Source organism: Cognaticolwellia mytili (genome assembly GCF_002104475.1).
In the GTDB taxonomy this organism is placed as follows: Bacteria; Pseudomonadota; Gammaproteobacteria; order Enterobacterales; family Alteromonadaceae; genus Cognaticolwellia; species Cognaticolwellia mytili.
The window spans coordinates 399,122-419,067 of sequence record NZ_NBOF01000003.1 but is presented as its reverse complement, the minus strand read 5'-3'; the positions used below and the strand labels follow the sequence as shown (position 1 = coordinate 419,067).

Here is a 19,946-nt window from a genome sequence, read left to right as displayed (position 1 = left end):
CTCACCGAAGTGAGCTATTTACATTACATAATAATAATCTAAGGTGAACATGGTTTAAGCTCGGCGTCGACGACGTTCTGCACGATAACTAGGCATTGCCGCTATGGCAAATTCCTTCATCACTTTACGATACACCTCGCGCTTAAACGAAACTACTTGTCTTACAGGATACCAGTAGGAAACCCAGCGCCAATCATCAAACTCAGGATGATCTGAGTGCAATAAATCAACCGCCGACTCTGGTGCCGTTAACTTCAGTAAAAACCATTTCTGCTTTTGACCAATACAAACGGGTAAACTCTCGTGCCTAATTAACCTTTTTGGTAATTTATATCTTAACCAGTGCTTAGTCGTTGCTACAATTTTAACATGCTCAGGCTTTAAACCGACTTCCTCATTTAATTCCCGATACATGGTTTGCTCTGCAGTTTCACCCTCGTCAACACCACCTTGTGGATATTGCCAAGAATGCTGACCGAAACGTCTTGCCCAAAATACTTGTCCCCTGTCATTGATTATTACTATGCCTACGTTGGCTCGATAGCCTTCGGCATCTATCAAAGGAACTCCAGATAGCATTAATAATGTTTTGATTCTTCCATACTCTGCATCTTGGAGCAATTAAATATTGGAAGAAATAATTGTTTTTATTTTATAGCGCATTGTCATTCGCTGAGTTTGTATTCAATAGACGAGCTTTAACCATAAAAATGCTCTTGCCCACAGCAACAAAATTACACGATAATAGCACTAATATTTTTTTGGGTGAGACCATATTGAATAGTATTAACATTCCTACAAACGAAGCTGAATTACTTGAACGCGCACAAAATTTAGCCGGCATGACCTTAGGCGAAATAGCGGCATCACTTAATATCAGAGTGCCAAAAGATTTAAAGCGAGAAAAGGGTTGGGTAGGACTATTACTTGAACAAATGCTTGGTGCCAGCGCGGGCTCACGCCCAGAGCCTGACTTTCCACATTTGGGAGTAGAGCTAAAATCGCTGCCAATAAATTATCAAGGTAAGCCATTAGAAACCACTTTTGTTTGTGTTGCACCATTAACGGGTTTAGTTGGCGCACAATGGCAGACTAGTCATATTCGCAATAAAATGGCACGAGTTTTATGGGTGCCAGTTATATCAGAACGTGAAATTCCTATAGCCGAACGCATAGTTGGTACACCATTCATTTGGTCACCTTCACCTGAAGAAGAACAACTTCTAGCGCTAGATTGGCAAGAGTTAACCGATATGATTGTGCTAGGTAATGTAGAGAATATTCACGGTAAACATGGCCAAGTGCTTCAATTACGCCCTAAAGCGGCCAATAGCCAAGTAAAAACACAAGCATTTAATCGCCACGGGCAGCCTTTTTTAACTTTACCGCGGGGCTTCTATTTAAAAACTAACTTTACTCAAGCGTTATTGAATAAGTATCTGCGTGTAAACTAAACCTAAATTTAAGGCTATCGTCAAAATAATATAATAATAATAAAATTATGGCTAATGCCAAGTAATCACGCTATAAATAAGCTATAAGCACTAAAACTAGGCATTGTTAATATTTAATGAAGTTTGGAAATAAATTCGATCGCTACATTGCTGTTACCTTTTTTGTAACCATTATTACTATTATTTTGACCTCATACTTAACTTTTAAAGAAATTATTAATAGTCACAATAAACAGCAACATTCGGCGATAACACCACTATTTTCATTGGTTACCAGTGAGATTATTCGACCCTTGAATATAGCATATTTCATGGCTAACAATCGCTTTGTCATTGATTATGCACAAGGCGATGACATCAAAAAAGCATATATAATTTCTTACCTTCAGAAAATATCAAGTTCCTATAATATGCTGGCTTTTATTGCTTTAAAAAATCACGACTTAATGCTTGATTCTAATGCTAAAGAAACCATGCTAAGTAGCAAAGATGCCGAATGGTTTCACCGTCTTAAAGACCTTCCTGGAGATCAGTTTACCGATATAGGGAATGCTGAAGATCCACATTTATACTTTGATAACAGAATACTCGATCAGAATAATCAGTTCTTGGGTTTTACAGGTGTTGGCATTGATTTAAATTACTTTGCTAATAAATTTCGAGAATATAACGAGCGTTTTGGTTTTGAACTCTATTTTGTTGATGAAAATAATCTAGTGACATTATCATCAGACAATATAATGAAAACTGAAAGTCATCATCGAAAAGATGCCACAACCAAGCTGAGTGATTTACCTTGGCACCAAGCGCTGGTAAAAGATGGCACCATAGATAATAATTTATCATCTTCAGTAATGTACACCACTGAAGATGGTGTATTAATAACTCAAATGCCAATACAAGAACTGAGTTGGCGCTTATTTATTGTTTCTCCTCCTGCTTCTGATCAAAATGAATATTGGAAAATTTTCGTTGAACGATTTATCATATTTTTCGTTATAGTTTTCATTTTTTATATAATTTTATTAAATATTATCAAATACTTAAAGTCTAGACTGGTTAAGGATTCAGAAACTGACTTTCTAACACAACTACCTAATCGTAGTCATATTCATGGACGCTTTAACGAGATTTCTCAGAAAAATAACACCTTATGTGTTGTTTTGGCTGATATAGATAATTTTAAACAAATTAATGATTCCTATGGACATTTAGTTGGTGATGATGTGTTAAGGATGATCTCTGACCAGTTATCACAAACATTGCGCCAAATCGATACTGTCGGTCGTTGGGGTGGTGAAGAATTTATTATACTATTGCCAGATACATCAGCAAGCCAAGCTCAGGTTATTGTTGAACGCATTAGAAAAAAAATAGCAGATATATCATTTCCTATATCAACGACCAGTGGCTCATTTAATACCACTGTAAGCTTTGGGATTTGTGAATTACCGTTACAAGAAAGAACCATAAAAGATTATATTTCAGGTGCAGATAAAGCACTTTACAAAGCAAAGAATAATGGCAGAAATCAGAGCGTAATATTTAATTAGTGCCATTTATTAATGGTGAGTACCACAATACTTAGCAATACTAAATCAGCAAGTAACCTTAAGCGTTAAAGATTTTTGATTGTAACTTTTTGGCTGATACTAACACTCGCTTGACTAGCAATCGTTTGCCAATCAGTGTTAGCCGCTTCCAAACAAACAAACTCTTGTTCACTACCTTGATGCATATCGGGCATTGATTGTGCTGCTTGCCCTGGGTTCCAAATAACCCATTGTTGGCAATTGTCACTACTGACATTAATTTCTCTTTGCCAGCCATAATCAATAATCGTCTGGCGTCGGTTATCATGATAAATACGATCAATGGGACCATTACAATTCATCAGTTTTCCTAAGATATTTTTTTCACCAGATAGCTTGTCAGAGAACCTCGCACTTTCAAGTCTCGGGATATTGCTTTTATCAGGTGAACTTACCATAAAATAGCTGTGCAGCGCGCCAGTATATTCTACCAGTTGCTCTGATAGGTTCGTCATGGTTAATATCTGTTGAAATTTTTCTGAGAATACTAGCCTTTGTGACAATTTAAATGCCGCAGGCCAGTGTTTCGAAAAATGTTCGCCATTTAATGATAAAGTAATACTCACTTGTGAAGCTGATATTTCAATATCATCAAGCTGCCAATAGCTTTGTCGAACAAAACCATGATTACTGACCTGTTCAATATTACCTGTAGCTAGCTTAATGTCACCACCAAACCACGGCCAGCATATTGGGATACCGCCACGAATAGCAGCGCTAGCTGAATATTGGCTATCTTTACTGAGCCAGAAAACAGGTTTTTGGCCTCTAGGTTGCCAAGTTAACACTTGGCCGCCAAATAAGCTTACTGAGCCTTCACAGCTGCCATGTACAAAACGTACTGCTTTGGTATCATCGCCGATAGTATATAACTCAGCAGTACCAAACTTATTTTTCAGAATGATTTCAGACGACATGTTTTGCCTTCAAAGAGGTAAGTAAAACGTTAAAAGCAAGTTTAAAATATAGCGTTTACGGATGAAAGTACAAAAGCTTACTTAAGCACTTTCATAGTAAAGGGTATATTTTCGCCTCGCAGATCGATAAAGTCAGCTTATAAGTTATAGTAATAAATAAAAAAACCACGACAAGCGTGGTTTTTAAATTATGTTATGCCAACAAACTAAATTGCTAGCTATTAGGCACTAAGTTTTACTTCAAATAAGATTTACTTCAAATAAGACTTAGGCATATTGCTTTGCTGCATATAACGATCACGTAATTTATCTTGACGGCTTTGCGTTGAAACTTCTTTACCGTCAATCCAGATTTTGGCGACGTGAGAGCTTAGTTCAAATGGATCTGCACTCCACAATACTAAATCAGCTGTTTTACCTACGGCAATTCTACCGCTATCAACGTTAAAGGCATCGGCAACATTAGCTGTTACTGCGGCAAGTGCAGCATCACGAGACAAACCATTCGCTACGGCATTACCAGCATGAAAGCGCAGTTGGTAAAGGTTATGAGTATCACCATCAACCGTCAATGCCACATTAACACCCGCTGCAGTTAATTTAGCAGCATTTTCTAATGAGGCATGTAACGAATCAAAACTACCCGGTAAATTATCTAATGCAGCCATCACAACAGGTACTTTCGCTTGTGCAATTTTATCAGCAATTAATACTGAATCAGCGGCACCTACAAATACTAAGTCTAATGAAAAGATTTCTTTAAGTTTTAATAATGCTAAAAGGTCAGTTGCACGGTCAGCATAAGCAACGAGTGCTTTATCGCCCGCTAACAAAGCATTAATGACCTTATCTTCACGACTTGGCTCTTTAGCTTCTTTTTTATCTTTTGCGTCTTTAGCTTTCTTTTTCGCTTTAGCTAACTTCTTTGTCGCATCTTCAAACTTAACTTGTAGTTTTTGTAAGTCTAAGGCGCGAGAACCTTTGCTTTTTGCGCCCAAATCAATAATAACTGCATTATTACTAACACGAACACTATCAAATTCACCTGATAAATCAGCAACAAAAGTTTGTCCTTTAAACATACTTTCACCACCACGTGGCACGACTACGTTACTGGTAATTCCACCTTTACGGCTATAAGGAATAACGCTTGAACGAGGGTTAAATGCTAAACTGGCATCAAAAGTAATATCAGCCTTTTTATCGCTAGCATCGCGGCTTCTAGATACAGCGCCCACTTCTACTAAACCTAGCTGATTCATTGAACCAATAAAGCCAGGTGTTAATATTTTTCCTTCCGCATCAATAACAGTATCCGCTGTCACTGATTCAGGATTTATCGCGGTTACTTTACCATCTTCAATAACTACCGTGGCATTGTTCAAAATACCTTGTTCAGTCACGGTATGTACCGTCGCGTTAGTAATCGCGATGCTCTGTGCAAAACTGACTGATGAACTTGTTAGCGCCAAAGCAATTAGCGATGATTTAAATAATTTTAAATGCTTCATTTTCTTCACCTTATCTCTGACCTAACAGGAAATCGCTTTTCGCTTGGTATTTTTCATCATGGCGATCATATACTTTTGCGCCATCAACAAATACTTGCTCTGCTTGTGCATAAACACTAAATGGATTTTGGTTCCAAATAACCACGTCAGCGTTTTTACCCTTTTGTAAACTACCGGTTTTTTCAGCTAAACCTAATGATTTTGCAGCATTTTGTGTGATCCAAGTAATTGCTAATTCAGGTTTGATTTCAAAACCATTTTCATTAGCACGGTACATCACTTTACCGGCTTCTTGATTCAAGCGCTGAATCGTATTAGCAGAATCGGAATGCACAATCGCACAAGAGTTTTTCACCGCATCAACAATGGCAACATTCTCATGCACCATGTCATAAGCTTCCATTTTAAAACCCCACCAATCTGGCCACATAGCAGCACAGTTACCGTTTTCAGCCAAGGTATCAGCAATTTTGTAAGCTTCTATACCGTGATGAAAGGTACCTGAGTGGTAATTAAACTCTTTACCTAAATCAATCATCATCGCCATTTCTTCGGCTTTGTAACAATGATTGTGGATCAATATTTCACCGTCAAGCACACCTTTTAAAGTATCAAGTTCAATATCACGAACTGGGGCTTCAGGGTTTTTACCGGCCGCATAATCTGCATCATACTTTTCCCAAGCACGTTTATATTCTGTCGCTTCTGCCCATGCCATACGATAGCCAGCCATATTGCCCATACGAGTTGATGGTAAAACTTTACGACCTCCATAAACACGCTTTGGATTTTCACCACAAGCCATTTTTAAACCATAAGGAGCTGCAGGAAACTTCATACCCTGCATGGTTTGGCTTGGCACATTACGCAGTGTTACACCACGACCACCAAAGAGGTTTGCCGAACCAGGGAGTATTTGTAAAGTCGTAATACCACCAGCTCGCGCCGCTTCAAAACCAGGATCTTGTGGCCAAACACTATGTTCTGCCCACACTTCAGAGGTATTTGGAGAAGACATTTCATTGCCGTCAGAATGAGATTCAACCGATGGACTTGGGTAGACACCTAAATGCGAATGCACATCGATAATTCCCGGCGTTATCCACTTACCTTGTGCATCAATTTCAACAGCATCAGCCGCCGTTAACGCGCTTCCAATTTGGCTAATTTTACCATCAACCATTAATACATCAGCATTATCAATACGCTCGCCTGTTCCGGTTAATACCGTGGCATTTTTAATTAAGATATTTTGTTTAGGTAATGCTTGGTAGGTACTTGGGTAAGGGTTTTTATTAATCAGTACTTTTGCGTCTTGTTGTTCGCTTTGCAAACAGCCAGTTAAAGACACAGAAAGAGCTGCCATCACTAATGATGGGAGAAACTTTTGCATAAGAATATTCCTGTTTTGCTGCATACCTTGCAGAAAAACATCTCGTTATTCAGACAAAGTGGTAATGAGCTTATTATTATCAGTGTGCGTCATTGTATTAAGGCTAATCGCATTAACACAATATTAGCATCATACAATATGATGAAATGTTAACAACAACAAGTCTGCTATTAACTACGGGCGTTGAATTGCGTTGAATAGACAATTATCTGCGGTAAATGGAGGGGGAATTAAAGGCTAAAGTTCGAAATCACCAAAATCAAAATCATCGCTGTTGCTGATTTTAGCTTTAGCTGGTGGATCAAGTAATGATGGTTGTTTTTCTACGACTTCAACTTCTGCAACTTTTACTTTTGCAGGGGCTGACTTTCGTTTCTTGCGTTGTTGACAGCGTTTAATAACTTTTTGACGTTCATCAGAATTAAACGAGACCCAATTTAATCGTTCTTCACGGGTTCGAAAACAGCCCGAGCATTGACCTTTGTCATCTGACTGACAAATACCAATACATGGACTAGGAACCTCAAAAAATTCTAATTGCATCTAATTATTATCAACCATTTTCTGCATAGTCACTTCCCGATATGAACCGTACTAAATACTCAAGCTACTTTACTTTAAGTATAGCTCAGCCATATCGGGCACAAACTTAAAGCTAATTTAGCCTAGCTTATCTGTCGCTATATGGTAATCCGGGTCTTCAATAACATTAATTTCTACCAGACTACCTGCTTTAGTCAATAGTTGCGTACATTCTTTGCTTAAATGTTTCAAATGCATTTTCTTACCGCTACTGATATACCGCTCGGCTAAGGTATCAATCGCTTCAATTGCTGAGTGATCAGCAACACGGGTATTTTTAAATTCAACGATAACATCATCACTATCCGCTTCAATATCGAACTGCTCAAGAAAGTTCGATACTGAGCCAAAAAATAATGGTCCCGTTACGTCGTAAACCGTAGAGCCATTGTCATCAATTGAGCGATGAACGATAACGTGTTTTGCATGCTCCCAAGCAAATACCAATGCTGAAACAATAACACCAACAATAACCGCAATCGCTAAATCAGTGGCAACCGTAACACCAGAAACTAAAATAATAACAAAGGCATCAGCCTTTGGCACTTTGCCTACAATACGAAAACTTGACCATTCAAATGTACCAATTACGACGATAAACATCACACCAACCAGTGCAGCTAATGGTATTTGTTCAATTAATCCAGAGGCGAACAAAATGAAACCAAGCAGCGCAAGTGCAGCAGTGATGCCTGACATACGGCCACGACCACCAGAGTTTACATTGATCATTGATTGACCAATCATCGCACAGCCCCCCATACCGCCGAAGAAACCTGTAACAGTATTTGCTGCGCCTTGAGCGATACATTCTTTATTACCGCGACCACGCGTTCCAGTTAGTTCATCAATCAAAGTTAATGTTAACAATGACTCAATTAAACCAATAGCCGCTAAAACAAGAGCAAAAGGTAAGATAACCTGAAAGGTTTCAAAGCTAAACGGTACATTAGGAATACTAAATTGTGGTAAACCTCCAGCAATTGAAGCAGCAGGATCGTTAGTCATATCACGAACAAAATCAACAACCGTTCGAGCATCCAAATCAAGGCTTTGTACTAGCAAGGTTACTACAACAATAGCTACTAAAGAAGATGGCACAGCCTTAGTTAATTTAGGAAGAAAATGAATAATCGCCATCGTCAACACGATAAGCCCTGCCATGGTAAATAGCTGACTACCCTGCATCCATTCTAATACGCCGGCGTCATTTGTAACTTTAAATTGACCTAGTTGCGCAAGAAAAATTACAATCGCTAAGCCGTTAACAAAACCTAGCATGACCGGGTGCGGTACTAAACGAATAAATTTACCGAGCTTAAATAGCCCCGCCAGTATTTGCAATACCCCGGTGAGAACCACTGTCGCAAATAGATATTCAACACCATGAATGGCAACTAAACTCACCATAACAACAGCCATGGCACCAGTTGCTCCAGAAATCATACCTGGTCGACCACCAAATATTGAGGTGATAAGGCCTACCATAAAAGCAGCATATAGTCCGACTAAAGGTTCCACACCTGCAACAAATGCAAATGCAACAGCTTCAGGTACTAATGCTAAGGCTACAGTTAAACCCGACAGCATATCATTTTTCAAATTTGCCGCTTTACTGGCGTGTAATTCAAACATTATTTTCTCTACGTTGATTAAAACATCAAAAACACCAGCCGAAATATCTCATTGGCTGATGTTTAAATACTTTGGCTTTAGATTTAGCCCCGTGATTAACCTAATGATAGGCAACCTAAACAAAAATCGTTATTTTTCGGGGCTTGAGGGCGCGGGAATACTATAGATAATTCAATAAAAAGTCAATATACGTTCAAAAATACACCAAGATTTTCAAGCAAGTATCAAGTTTTTTAATGTCGGAGAAATACGACGGATTATTTACTTAAATTAACCACTAATGATTGATTCACGCTCATTAAGAAAAGCTTTAATCTCATCACGAGACCCCAAAATGTGCTGTTGTAATAAAGCAATAGCCTTTTCAATATCACGGGCTTTACATAATGCCAATATTTCATTGTGCTCTGACTCAGCTTTAGAAATACCACCCGCCCAAAGTAAGTGCATGCGAATGTAACGATCGGCATTCTTATTTAAAGTATTAACCAAATCTTGAGTTTGTGGACGATTAGCACCTGAATATAAACAATTATGATAATCAGAGTTTAGCTCACTCCAAGTGTTTGCGGCATTCTCTTTACCTAAAGCTTTATCGAGTTTTTTCAATAATTGCGCCGCTTCTTCAAGCTTCTCATTACTAAGATTAGGTAATGAGTTCGCAAGTAAGTCAGCTTCTAACATTGCACGTAACTCAAATAACTCATCAACTTGATCAGCATTTAATTCAGTTGCGGTAGCACCTTTATGTGGTTCAAATGCCACTAAGCCCTCACCTTCTAATTGCAATAGCGCTTCTCTGATAGGAATACGACTGACGTTTAACTCTTCCGCTAAGGCTGCTTGTCGCAACGGCTGACCAGCTTTAACCTCACCACTTAAAATCTTTTCTCTAAGTGTTTCAACAACTAATTGAGTTCTGGTTTTATATACTATGCTCATACAAGACTTCCTAAGGATGTTACCGCTATTATAGAGATCCACGCGCTAAACACAAAAAAAAAGAGTTATTGCTAATAACTCTTTTGATTTATTCATTATAATCATTAAAAAAACACGATATTATTTACTTTTTAGTAACTCAGGTAATAATTCACTTGGCATGTTTTGATAACAAATAGGACGTTGAAAACGTTTTATCGCTTCACTGCCAACTGAGGTTGTACGAATGTTTGTTGATGCAGGGAAAGGACCACCATGATTCATCGATGCACAAACTTCAACACCTGTTGGCATTTGATTATAAATTAAACGTCCTACTTTATGGGCAGCGATATTGGCAACCGTTTTAGCATCTTCAATATCAGATTCCAGCGCATGAATACTTGCAGTGAGATTACCTTTCAATAAAGCAATACCTTGCATCATTTCATTAAAGTCAGCACATTTTACTATTAATGCGGAAGCGCCAAACACCTCTTCTTGTAGTAAAGCATTGTTGGCAAATGTCGCTAAATTAGCACTAAACAATGCTGCTTGGCAAAAATGTGCTAGCCCCGCTTGCCCTTGAGCTAATAACTCTACGCCTTCAATATTTTGCCACTGATTAATGGCATTTTTGTATGAGTTTGCTATGCCTGGCGTTAGCATCACACCAGCCTGTGTTTGAGCGATATCAGCTGCGGCAGTTTCAGCAAACTCGCTATATTGCTCAGCATCGACCACAAACCATACACCAGGACTAGTACAAAACTGACCTTGGCCCATCATAAGCGATGCAACTAAACCAGAGGCAATTTCTTTGGTATCATTTTTTAATTTATTAGCGAGAATAAATTGCGGATTAACGCTGCCTAGCTCACCATAAAAAGGTATTGGCTCATCGCGTTGGTTTATTTGCTGTTGAAGGATCATACCTACTCGTTCTGAGCCAGTAAAACCAACAGCTTTAATCAATGGATGAGTTACTATTTGGCTAGAAATATCATAGCTCTTACCTTGCACTAGTGAGAATACACCCGTATCAATATCTGCTAAGTTCATCGCTTTTAAAATAGCTTGGGCGATCAATTCAGCAGTTGCAGGATGTGCTGCATGTGCTTTCATCACTACTGGGCAACCTGCAGCCAATGCTGATGCAGTATCACCGCCAGCGGTAGAGAAAGCCAAAGGAAAATTGCTAGCCGCAAAAACACCAACAACACCTAAAGGTAAATAGCCCAGACGTGTTTCAGGCTTAGGTAGCGGGGCACGCTCAGGATCCGCTAAATCAATTACCGCCTCGTATTCACCTTTTTCGAGTAAATCGGCAAATAAATTAAGTTGCCCAATTGTACGCCCACGCTCACCTTGAATACGCATCGCTGGCAAGCCCGTTTCTGCACAAGCCGTTTCAACTAGCTCATCACCTAATTCAAGGATTTGTTCACCGATAGTACGTAAAAAGGTCGCTCGTCGAACTGCGGGTAGCTGACTATAAATAGAAAATGCGCTTTGGGCCGCAAGAATGGCATTATCAACTTCAGCCTTAGTAGCATCTGCAAATTGTGTCGTCATCGGCGTATTTTCAATTGCATTAAAGGCAACAAAGCCATTTTGTGTTTCACCAGACCATTGCCCAGCAATTAAGTTCTTACCTGTAATTGTCATATTATTCTCTTGTATTTTATCTAAGTTAGTTAATCTGAATAGTCAGTATTCAATTTATGTAACACTAAAGCCCATTGCATATGGATCGTTATCGTCAATAGTGATTTTATTTTCTCCAAAGACATGCGCCCAACCTTGAATGCTTGGTTTAATTGCTTTAATGGGGCCAGAGGATGACTGCAACTCAACAATTTCTTCTACTTTGCCGACAAACTGACTACCGATATAGCTTTCATGTACAAAATTATCACCAAGGTTTAGTTTACCTTTGGCAAAAAGCTGTGCCATTCGAGCACTTGTGCCAGTACCACATGGCGAACGGTCAATGGCCTTCTCACCATAAAATACCGCATTAGCAGCATCTGAGCCTTCAGTTTGTGTTTTTCCAGTCCACAGTACATGAGTTACGCCAGAAACTGTTTCATCTTCAGGATGAACACAGCGTAATGCTTTGCCTGCAACTTCTCGAACAATAGGACTCCAATGTAAAATATCACCAGCGCTCCATTGATCAATACCTGGGAAATTTTCTTGTGGCTCAACAATAACGTAAAAGTTGCCACCGTATGAAACATCTACTTTTAGTGTTCCTAAGCCAGGAATATCCAACACAACATTTTCATGCGCTAAATAAGAAGCAACATTCGTTAAACGAACAGCAGTAACTTTCTCCCCTTGCATTTGGTAATCAATATTGATTTGCCCAGCAGGCACATCAAGAACAAGCTTTCCCTCATTTCTCGGGCTTAGTAAACCGTTTTCTAACGCAGCAGTTACCGTACCAATCGTTCCATGACCACACATAGGCAAACAGCCTGATGTTTCTATGAAAAGTATCGAGCCGTCTGAATTTTGAGAGCAAGGAGGATATAAAAAAGCACCAGACATCATGTCATGACCTCTTGGCTCAAACATCAAGCCTTGACGTATCCAATCATGATTTTCAAGAAAGTCTTGTCGTTTTTCACTCATGGTATTGCCACGTAGGTTTGGGTGACCACTTGTTACTAAGCGCACAGGGTTACCGCACGTATGTGCGTCAATACAAATAAAAGTTCCTTTAATCATTTAATATTATGCTTCCGTCATTTTCTAATATTCCTAAACAGGAAAGTGTTTTACAAATAAGAGACTAAGAATGTGAAAGTTTAGTAACCTAAGTTCGTAAAACTAAATCCACAGTAGTCTGAATTAATCTAAGTTAAATTTACTTAAATCAATGCGAATTGCGTCGATATTGATAGGCATGTCATCTAGGTATTATGTTGTTACCGCTGGGTAAACGCCTCGCCAGTTAATATTCTTCATTAGTCTTTTGGTTCCGTTAAATCTATTTAGCTATTTAAAACTATTGCTAGAAATAATATAGCATATTGTATACAATATATGGAGTCATACAAGTACCAGTAGTAAAATTTATTTCTCAGGTTGGATAACATGCAGTTTAATAAGAATAATTTTTTAAATTATCACAAAATTAGCACCATAGATGCGCATACTGAAGGTGAACCTTTACGGATAATCACTGATGGTTACCCTGAAATTAAAGGTAATACTATTCTAGAAAAGCGCCAATACGTAACCGATAACTTAGACCATTTTCGACAATTACTGATGTTTGAACCGAGGGGCCATGCGGATATGTATGGTGCCTTAATTACCAAACCTTGTACCAGTGAAGCAACATTTGGCATTTTGTTTATGCACAATGAAGGTTATAGCAGTATGTGTGGTCACGGCATTATTGCCGCGGTATCTGCTGCTATTGAAAGTAAAGCGCTTGCTATGCCTGAGAAAAATCAGGTTATCGGTATTGATGCTCCAGCAGGCTTTATTAAGGCTTATGCTGAAAAAGATGCAGAAAATAAACTCGCAATTAGTTTTGATAATGTCCCCTCTTTTGTTGAAGCGTTAAATCAACAGGTCAACATTCCAGAATTTGGACCTGTTAATTATGATATCGCCTTCGGCGGTGCCTATTATGCTTTTGTTGATGCCGACAAATTAAATATTGCTTGTACACCAGAGAATAACCAACAGTTGATCAACGTTGGCCGCGTTATTAAACGTGCTGTCATGGCAAGCTACAGCATTAATCATCCCGTTGAAGATGACTTAAGTTTCCTTTACGGCACTATTTTCTATTCGAGTAAAACTGACTCTACTCGTTCTCATTCTCGACACGTTTGTGTATTTGCAGATGGTGAAGTCGACCGCTCTCCTACAGGCACTGGCGTTAGTGCTCGAGTAGCGTTATTACATGCGAAAGAAAACCTCCCCACGCAGCAAGATGTTGTGATTGAAAGTATTGTCGGCGGAAAAATGACCGTACGTGTTCAACAAAAATGTCAGTACTTTGATAAATCGGCAGTAATTCCTAGGGTGACGGGGCGTGCATTTATCACTGGCTGTCATGATTTTATGTTAAGCCCAGATGATATTTTTCCTCAAGGCTTCATTTTACGATAAACAAATAGTGTATCGCTAGAAAATAAACAACGTTAGGTAGTAAACGAGCATGAATAACGAACAAGTAAATACTAACAAAGGCAAGAAAGTTGCCGTTTTAGGTGCTGGCATTATAGGTATAAATTGTGCCTTGGAATTACAATCCTTAGGATTTCAAGTCAGCTTAATTGACAAAGCAGGTATTGGCGAAGGTTGCTCGAAACGCAATGCCGGACATTTTGCCACCGAGCAAGTATTTCCTTTAGCTGAAGCTAGTTTACTTTGGCAGTTGCCTAAAATGCTATTCGACCCACTTGGGCCAATGGCACTTTCACCAAGTTATTTTCCAAAAGCTTTGCCATGGTTTTTAAAGTTTGTTGCTAACATGCTCACCAGTAAAAAAACTAAAAACACCGCGGCACTTAAAGCGCTCAACAAACATGCTATCGACTATTACAAGCCCTTATTACGAGCAGCAAAAGCAGAGCATTTAATAACATCGAAAGGCAGCTTACTAGTTTTTGAAAGTCAAAAACGTAAAGATGTTGAAAAAGTGTTTAATCGTTATAAAAAAGCAGGAATTGCAGTCAAGTTGCTCGACAGAGCACAAACGTTATTACTTGAACCAAATTTGAGTCTTAATATTCACCACTCGCTATATTTTACTGATGTAGCCCACACTGCAGACCCTTTTGCGATCAGTAAAGTACTTGCCAGCCAAACCATGAAATTAGATACCAAATTCATACAGGCAGAAGTTTCAGCTATCAGCAGCTCTGACAGTGGTATTAAGATCGAATGCTTATCACAAGGTGAGCTCATCAATGACGTTCAAGAGTTTGATCAAGTAGTCATAGCGACTGGCGCCTGGTCAAAACCTTTGCTTGCGCAATTAGGCTATAAGCTCCCGATTGAAGCCGAACGAGGTTACAGCCTAGATTTGCCACATTCAGTGGAAGCACATTTAACACGCCCTGTCGCATCAGCCGAACGAAAGTGTATTATTACGCCAATGGTACACGGGCTTAGGTTAGCAGGCACTGCTGAGTTTGCAGGTTTAACTAAAGCAGCAAATATGAAGCGTGCCAATATGCTTTATAAAAACTCCCAAGAGTTACTAAGTGAATTACCAACATTTTCACCACAAAATGTAGAGCCAGAGCAGCGTTGGATGGGTTGTAGACCTTCATTACCTGACTCCTTACCCGTTATTGGCCAAGCGCCAAATCACAGTAATGTTTTTCTTGCCCTTGGCCATCAACATTTGGGGTTAACTTTAGGAGCAATAACAGGAAAACTTATCGGCCAAGTCATGTCAGGGCAAAAAACAGATATTGATATTAGCCCTTTTTCAATCAGTCGTTTTAACTAACCTGCGCTTTTACCGCTGCGGCCTTCGGCTCATCCCCGTCGTTGGCTGCAGCAACTTTCTTTAATTCTATTACCTTGCTGACCAACAATAACCTTTTAATTCAACTTTTATATTTTTTCTAACTATTAATAATTCTGTTATCGTAAGCTACAACAGTACGTAATACACTCAACTGCATAACAATTTTCTAAGTTTTTTATATTGTTGAATCACGTTTAGTAAAAATAATAAGAGTGCACCTATGCCCAAAAAACACAATAGCATTGCTTTTCTAGCTTTTATTTTCGCCGTATTTTCAGCAATATATATCAAACAATTTATTGCTCCCCAGTGGATTGAGCAAAGTTATGTTTACGATGTCAGTACCGATGAACATGGAACATCAAGCTATATATACAAAGAGCAAAAGGTCATCATTGAAAGTATTGTCGATTATAAAAGTTCATCACTAAATCAACAAAAGCTAGATAACATCACTGGCGCGCCAGCGCTCAGCCAACAATGGGTTAGCGATGAACAGCAACAGCTGAAACTTCTAAAGCCTGCATTTCATTTTGGTGTTTGGTCGTTACTACCGGCATTTATTACTATCACCTTGTGCCTTCTAACGCGCGAGCCATTAACAGCGTTACTTGGCGGTATAGTTGTGGGCGCAATAATGCTAGGCCGTTATGATCTAACAGATAAAGTCATTATTCCTAACCTTGCCAAAGAAGGCACTGCAGCATTATTACTACTTTATTTATGGCTCCTTGGCGGCTTACTTGGCGTTTGGTCGAAAACAGGCGCTGCACAAGCGTTTGCCAATTACATGACTAAGCATTTTGTTAAAGGGAGAAGATCGGCAAAACTAGTTTCATGGTTATTAGGCATACTGTTTTTTCAAGGTGGCACTATGAGTACTGTACTCGTTGGTACAACAGTGCGACCGCTAGCCGACAAAGCAAAAGTTAGCCATGAAGAAATGAGCTACATTGTCGACTCAACCGCCTCACCCATTGCTTCAATTCTTGCGTTCAATGCATGGCCTGCTTACGTGCAGGCATTGATCTTTATTCCCGGAGTATCTTTTTTAGCAACGGAAGCCGACCGAATCGCTTTCTTCTTTCAAAGTATTCCTTTTAGCTTTTACAGTATTTTTGCAGTTACCGGCACATTTCTGTTAAGTCTCAATATCACGACCTTCGCAGGTAAACGTATTAGAGCAGCAAAATATAGAGCTGAAACTCAAAGCCTTCTTGACGCGCCAACGGCAAAACCGCTCAGTGCTAAAGAATTACAAAGTTCAGACGTACCTGAGGGATATTTACCTCATGTTTTAGAGTTTGTTTTGCCGTTAGTTACATTAACAGCCATCGCAATCGGCAGCTTTATTGCTTTAGGCTCACCGAAAATAAACTGGGCATTTGCGTCTGCACTGCTCTTGTCAGCCGTTATCGCCATCGTTAAGGGTATGTCGTTAAATCATGTTATTGACGGTTTTACCAATGGCTTAAAAGGCGTAGTTTTCGCTTCGGTAATTCTGATGCTTGCGGTCATTATTGGCAGTATTAGTAAAGAGACCGGCGGTGGCTTATTTCTAGTATCGCTATTAGGAGAGCAGCTACCATTTTGGTGTTTACCAGTTATTTTACAACTTATCACTATGATAATCGCATTTTCAACCGGCACAAGTTGGGGCACATATGCCATAGCTTTTCCGTTAGCGATGCCTTTAGCTTGGGCAATATGTCAAAGCCAAGAATTAGCTAATCCAGAGTTATTTATGATGTTATGTTTTGCAACTGTGCTCAATGGTAGTGTTTTTGGTGACCAATGCTCGCCAATTTCTGACACCACTATTCTCAGTGCGATGACCACAGGTTGTGACTTAATGGACCATGTAAAGTCGCAACTCGTCCCGGCAACATTAGCCGCATCTTTAGCTGGTGCCTTGTGGACAGCCACTGCTTACTTCTTTGTTTAATAAACACTTTGATATAAATTAAAATTATTCTTTAATAACAATAATTAACAATTACGCGTGCCGAATAGAATCGCTGTGCTACTATTTATTAGCAACTAACGTCGAACTTGTTTTGGATCAATATTTTTCAGCAATATGGTTCGTATAATAAATTTTTATTCTGGTGACTTTTAGCGATATGAACCAACAGTTTATCATTTTCTTCAAAGCTCTTTTGGGTAGTTGTAAAGACTTGCTTCCCATCGTCATCGTAATCGCTTTTTTTCAGTTTGTAGTATTACAGCAACCAATGCCAAATGTTGGCGATATTTTTATTGGCTTGCTATTAGTTGTACTCGGCTTAACCTTTTTTATCTACGGCTTGGAAATGGGATTATTCCCCATTGGTGAATCCATGGCGAAAGCCTTTGCTCGTAAGGGTAGTATCTCTTGGCTATTAACATTTGCATTTTGTTTAGGCTTCGGTACTACGGTAGCTGAGCCGTCACTAATCGCAGTAGCCCGAGAAGCTGCTACTGTTGCCGCTAGTGGAGGTATCATTGCAGCAACAGAAGTTGCACAAAATGAATATGCAAATGGCTTACGCTACACTGTAGCTTTTGCCGTTGGCTTAGCTATTGTTATCGGGGTATTACGTATTATCCGTGGTTGGCCAATTCAATATCTTATTTTAGGTGGCTATGCCTTAGTGGTTATTATGACGGCTTTTGCACCAAGTTGGATAATAGGCATCGCTTATGACTCAGGTGGGGTTACCACATCAACAATAACAGTGCCTTTAGTAACAGCACTTGGCGTTGGTTTAGCATCATCGATCAAAGGCAGGAATCCAATGATCGATGGATTCGGTTTAATTGCGTTCGCATCACTTACCCCAATGATTTTTGTGATGGCCTACGGCATGGTACTGAGCTAATGATTCGAACGTTTTGTTTTACATTCAACGGAGCTTTTTAACTTGGAATTATTGATAGAATTTTTTGAAACGTTAAAGTCAACAGTTGTTGATGTGCTGCCGATATTATCAATAATTCTTGTTTTTCAATTATTAGTAATTCGTCGACCTATTCCCCATATTAAGCAAGTGGGATTTGGCTTTCTTTACGTTTTAATTGGCCTAGCATTATTTTTATTAGGTTTAGAAAAGGCTTTATTCCCGCTAGGAAAAATGATGGCTGAACAATTAACAGCACCAGCATTTATTAACCCAAGCGCCTTGGCTGAAGAAGCGATTAATTGGACACACTATACTTGGGTATATGTCTTCGCTGCTGCAATAGGTTTTAGTACCACCATAGCTGAACCATCATTAATCGCTGTAGCATTAAAAGCAGAAGAAGTTTCTGGTGGCGGTATTAAAGCAAATAGCTTACGTATTGCTGTCGCTATTGGCGTTGCTATTGGCATCGCATTGGGCAGCTACCGAATCGTTGTTGGCCATCCAATCCATTATTATATAATTTGTGGTTATATTCTGGTCGTTATACAAACCTTCTTCTGTCCAAAGATGATCGTACCTTTAGCTTATGACTCAGGCGGTGTAACAACTTCAACAGTTACTGTGCCATTAGTTGCAGCATTAGGCTTGGGCTTAGCGAGTACAATTCCAGGAAGAAGCCCATTAATCGATGGCTTTGGATTGATCGCATTTGCTAGTTTATTTCCAATAATTGCGGTTATGGCCTATGCACAAATTACCCAAATTAAAACAAAAACTAACTAAAAGTGAGAACACACAATGCACTTTAAATTGATCATTGCATTTGTAGAAGATGCGGTTACTGAAAAGGTGATGAAAGAGGCTCGCATGGCTGGCGCTACAGGCGCTACCATTATTAACAATGCGCGTGGCGAAGGCATTAAACGACAAAGAACATTTTTTGGCATGCAGCTAGAAACGCAACGTGATGTATTATTATTTGTTGTCGAAGAGCATTTATGTCGAAAAATTCTTGAGCGTATTGCTTTTATAGCTGGCTTTGATAAAGAGCCTGGCAGAGGTATAGCAATACAAATAGATATACAAGACGCTGTCGGTGTCGCTCATCAAGTTGAACGTTTGAAAGGTAAAATTGAGGAAGAAATATGAGTCATAAATTAGTGCAAGTTAAAGATGCGATGACTACAGACAGTTATCAATTTACTGATGGCATGGTAACGGTTGCAGAGGGCATAAAGCTTGCTAAAGAGCATAATGTGAATGCCTTAATCATAAATAAACGCCACGACAATGACGAGTTCGGTTTAGTATTATTATCAGATATCGCTAAGCAGGTTATTGCCAAAGATCGCTCACCTGATCGAGTCAATTTATATGAAATTATGGCAAAGCCATTGTTATCTGTTTCCCCGGAAATGGACGTGCGCTACTGTGCAAGATTGTTCGAAAATTTTGGCGTCAACACTGCACCCGTTATCGAAAATCAAGAAGTGCTAGGGCTAGTAAATTACACGAATATGGTACTGACGTTATTAGGTGATGAGTAA

Annotated in this window: 18 protein-coding genes; 9 read left to right on the top strand and 9 right to left on the bottom strand. The window is 39.2% G+C overall.

The genetic code is table 11. The features are described 5' to 3' along the window. Positions 1–54: 54 nt before the first annotated feature. The gene (gene rppH, locus B7C41_RS11410; RefSeq protein ID WP_085299461.1) at positions 55–561 is read right to left on the bottom strand and encodes an RNA pyrophosphohydrolase; all 507 of its coding nucleotides are present in this window, start codon (positions 559–561) and stop codon (positions 55–57) included. 215 nt (positions 562–776) lie between these two features. On the opposite strand from rppH, the gene mutH reads away from it, so the two are divergent. Continuing rightward, positions 777–1,454, top strand: a complete 678-nt coding sequence (mutH, locus tag B7C41_RS11405) for a DNA mismatch repair endonuclease MutH (RefSeq protein ID WP_268875401.1) — start codon at positions 777–779, stop codon at positions 1,452–1,454. 311 nt (positions 1,455–1,765) lie between these two features. Continuing rightward, on the top strand, positions 1,766–3,007 hold the full coding sequence (locus tag B7C41_RS11400; RefSeq protein WP_158089122.1) for a sensor domain-containing diguanylate cyclase: 1,242 nt from the start codon (positions 1,766–1,768) through the stop codon (positions 3,005–3,007). 65 nt (positions 3,008–3,072) lie between these two features. Here the strand turns inward: B7C41_RS11400 and B7C41_RS11395 are convergent, their stop codons facing one another. The 8 genes from B7C41_RS11395 to B7C41_RS11360 all read right to left on the bottom strand — a co-directional run bounded on the left by B7C41_RS11395 (position 3,073) and on the right by B7C41_RS11360 (position 12,741). After that, positions 3,073–3,963: a D-hexose-6-phosphate mutarotase gene (locus tag B7C41_RS11395; protein WP_085299044.1), complete on the bottom strand. Its 891-nt coding sequence runs from the start codon at positions 3,961–3,963 to the stop codon at positions 3,073–3,075. Positions 3,964–4,214: 251 nt separating this feature from the next. Then, a complete protein-coding gene (locus tag B7C41_RS11390; RefSeq protein ID WP_085299043.1) occupies positions 4,215–5,474 on the bottom strand; it encodes an amidohydrolase family protein in 1,260 nt (419 codons plus the stop codon). 10 nt (positions 5,475–5,484) lie between these two features. Next, on the bottom strand, positions 5,485–6,867 hold the full coding sequence (locus B7C41_RS11385) for an amidohydrolase (protein ID WP_085299042.1): 1,383 nt from the start codon (positions 6,865–6,867) through the stop codon (positions 5,485–5,487). Positions 6,868–7,104: 237 nt separating this feature from the next. Continuing rightward, positions 7,105–7,410: a DUF1289 domain-containing protein gene (locus tag B7C41_RS11380; protein ID WP_085299041.1), complete on the bottom strand. Its 306-nt coding sequence runs from the start codon at positions 7,408–7,410 to the stop codon at positions 7,105–7,107. 117 nt (positions 7,411–7,527) lie between these two features. Further along, positions 7,528–9,084 (bottom strand): SulP family inorganic anion transporter, encoded by a 1,557-nt coding sequence (locus B7C41_RS11375; RefSeq protein ID WP_085299040.1) that lies wholly within the window; start codon positions 9,082–9,084, stop codon positions 7,528–7,530. A gap of 270 nt (positions 9,085–9,354) precedes the next feature. Then, the gene (locus B7C41_RS11370) at positions 9,355–10,026 is read right to left on the bottom strand and encodes a GntR family transcriptional regulator (RefSeq protein ID WP_085299039.1); all 672 of its coding nucleotides are present in this window, start codon (positions 10,024–10,026) and stop codon (positions 9,355–9,357) included. 120 nt (positions 10,027–10,146) lie between these two features. Then, positions 10,147–11,673 carry an aldehyde dehydrogenase (NADP(+)) gene (locus B7C41_RS11365; protein ID WP_085299038.1) on the bottom strand — a complete coding sequence of 509 codons (1,527 nt, stop codon included), beginning with the start codon at positions 11,671–11,673 and terminating at the stop codon, positions 10,147–10,149. Between the two features lie 54 nt (positions 11,674–11,727). After that, a complete protein-coding gene (locus tag B7C41_RS11360) occupies positions 11,728–12,741 on the bottom strand; it encodes a 4-hydroxyproline epimerase (RefSeq protein ID WP_085299037.1) in 1,014 nt (337 codons plus the stop codon). A gap of 369 nt (positions 12,742–13,110) precedes the next feature. Between B7C41_RS11360 and B7C41_RS11355 the strand changes: the two genes are divergently transcribed. The 7 genes from B7C41_RS11355 to B7C41_RS11325 all read left to right on the top strand — a co-directional run bounded on the left by B7C41_RS11355 (position 13,111) and on the right by B7C41_RS11325 (position 19,946). Then, positions 13,111–14,142 (top strand): proline racemase family protein, encoded by a 1,032-nt coding sequence (locus tag B7C41_RS11355; RefSeq protein WP_085299036.1) that lies wholly within the window; start codon positions 13,111–13,113, stop codon positions 14,140–14,142. A 49-nt stretch (positions 14,143–14,191) separates the two neighbouring features. Continuing rightward, a complete protein-coding gene (locus B7C41_RS11350) occupies positions 14,192–15,493 on the top strand; it encodes an NAD(P)/FAD-dependent oxidoreductase (protein WP_085299035.1) in 1,302 nt (433 codons plus the stop codon). Between the two features lie 241 nt (positions 15,494–15,734). After that, complete coding sequence (locus tag B7C41_RS11345; RefSeq protein ID WP_085299034.1) at positions 15,735–17,459, top strand: Na+/H+ antiporter NhaC family protein; 1,725 nt, start codon at positions 15,735–15,737, stop codon at positions 17,457–17,459. Between the two features lie 178 nt (positions 17,460–17,637). Then, positions 17,638–18,375 (top strand): DUF1538 domain-containing protein, encoded by a 738-nt coding sequence (locus B7C41_RS11340; protein ID WP_085299033.1) that lies wholly within the window; start codon positions 17,638–17,640, stop codon positions 18,373–18,375. Positions 18,376–18,417: 42 nt separating this feature from the next. Beyond that, the gene (locus B7C41_RS11335) at positions 18,418–19,182 is read left to right on the top strand and encodes a DUF1538 domain-containing protein (RefSeq protein ID WP_085299032.1); all 765 of its coding nucleotides are present in this window, start codon (positions 18,418–18,420) and stop codon (positions 19,180–19,182) included. Positions 19,183–19,197: 15 nt separating this feature from the next. Continuing rightward, complete coding sequence (locus B7C41_RS11330) at positions 19,198–19,548, top strand: P-II family nitrogen regulator (protein WP_085299031.1); 351 nt, start codon at positions 19,198–19,200, stop codon at positions 19,546–19,548. Next, positions 19,545–19,946: a CBS domain-containing protein gene (locus tag B7C41_RS11325; protein ID WP_085299030.1), complete on the top strand. Its 402-nt coding sequence runs from the start codon at positions 19,545–19,547 to the stop codon at positions 19,944–19,946. Before B7C41_RS11330 ends, B7C41_RS11325 begins: the two co-directional genes overlap by 4 nt.

What these genes read in the sequence shown, in the direction of transcription:
- B7C41_RS11400 (WP_158089122.1), top strand. Translation starts at nt 1,766, where the DNA reads ATGGCTAACAATCGCTTTGTCATTGATTATGCACAAGGCGATGACATC.
- B7C41_RS11395 (WP_085299044.1), bottom strand. Translation starts at nt 3,963, where the DNA reads ATGTCGTCTGAAATCATTCTGAAAAATAAGTTTGGTACTGCTGAGTTA.
- B7C41_RS11390 (WP_085299043.1), bottom strand. Translation starts at nt 5,474, where the DNA reads ATGAAGCATTTAAAATTATTTAAATCATCGCTAATTGCTTTGGCGCTA.
- B7C41_RS11385 (WP_085299042.1), bottom strand. Translation starts at nt 6,867, where the DNA reads ATGCAAAAGTTTCTCCCATCATTAGTGATGGCAGCTCTTTCTGTGTCT.
- B7C41_RS11380 (WP_085299041.1), bottom strand. Translation starts at nt 7,410, where the DNA reads ATGCAATTAGAATTTTTTGAGGTTCCTAGTCCATGTATTGGTATTTGT.
- B7C41_RS11375 (WP_085299040.1), bottom strand. Translation starts at nt 9,084, where the DNA reads ATGTTTGAATTACACGCCAGTAAAGCGGCAAATTTGAAAAATGATATG.
- B7C41_RS11370 (WP_085299039.1), bottom strand. Translation starts at nt 10,026, where the DNA reads ATGAGCATAGTATATAAAACCAGAACTCAATTAGTTGTTGAAACACTT.
- B7C41_RS11365 (WP_085299038.1), bottom strand. Translation starts at nt 11,673, where the DNA reads ATGACAATTACAGGTAAGAACTTAATTGCTGGGCAATGGTCTGGTGAA.
- B7C41_RS11360 (WP_085299037.1), bottom strand. Translation starts at nt 12,741, where the DNA reads ATGATTAAAGGAACTTTTATTTGTATTGACGCACATACGTGCGGTAAC.
- B7C41_RS11355 (WP_085299036.1), top strand. Translation starts at nt 13,111, where the DNA reads ATGCAGTTTAATAAGAATAATTTTTTAAATTATCACAAAATTAGCACC.
- B7C41_RS11350 (WP_085299035.1), top strand. Translation starts at nt 14,192, where the DNA reads ATGAATAACGAACAAGTAAATACTAACAAAGGCAAGAAAGTTGCCGTT.
- B7C41_RS11345 (WP_085299034.1), top strand. Translation starts at nt 15,735, where the DNA reads ATGCCCAAAAAACACAATAGCATTGCTTTTCTAGCTTTTATTTTCGCC.
- B7C41_RS11340 (WP_085299033.1), top strand. Translation starts at nt 17,638, where the DNA reads ATGAACCAACAGTTTATCATTTTCTTCAAAGCTCTTTTGGGTAGTTGT.
- B7C41_RS11330 (WP_085299031.1), top strand. Translation starts at nt 19,198, where the DNA reads ATGCACTTTAAATTGATCATTGCATTTGTAGAAGATGCGGTTACTGAA.
- B7C41_RS11325 (WP_085299030.1), top strand. Translation starts at nt 19,545, where the DNA reads ATGAGTCATAAATTAGTGCAAGTTAAAGATGCGATGACTACAGACAGT.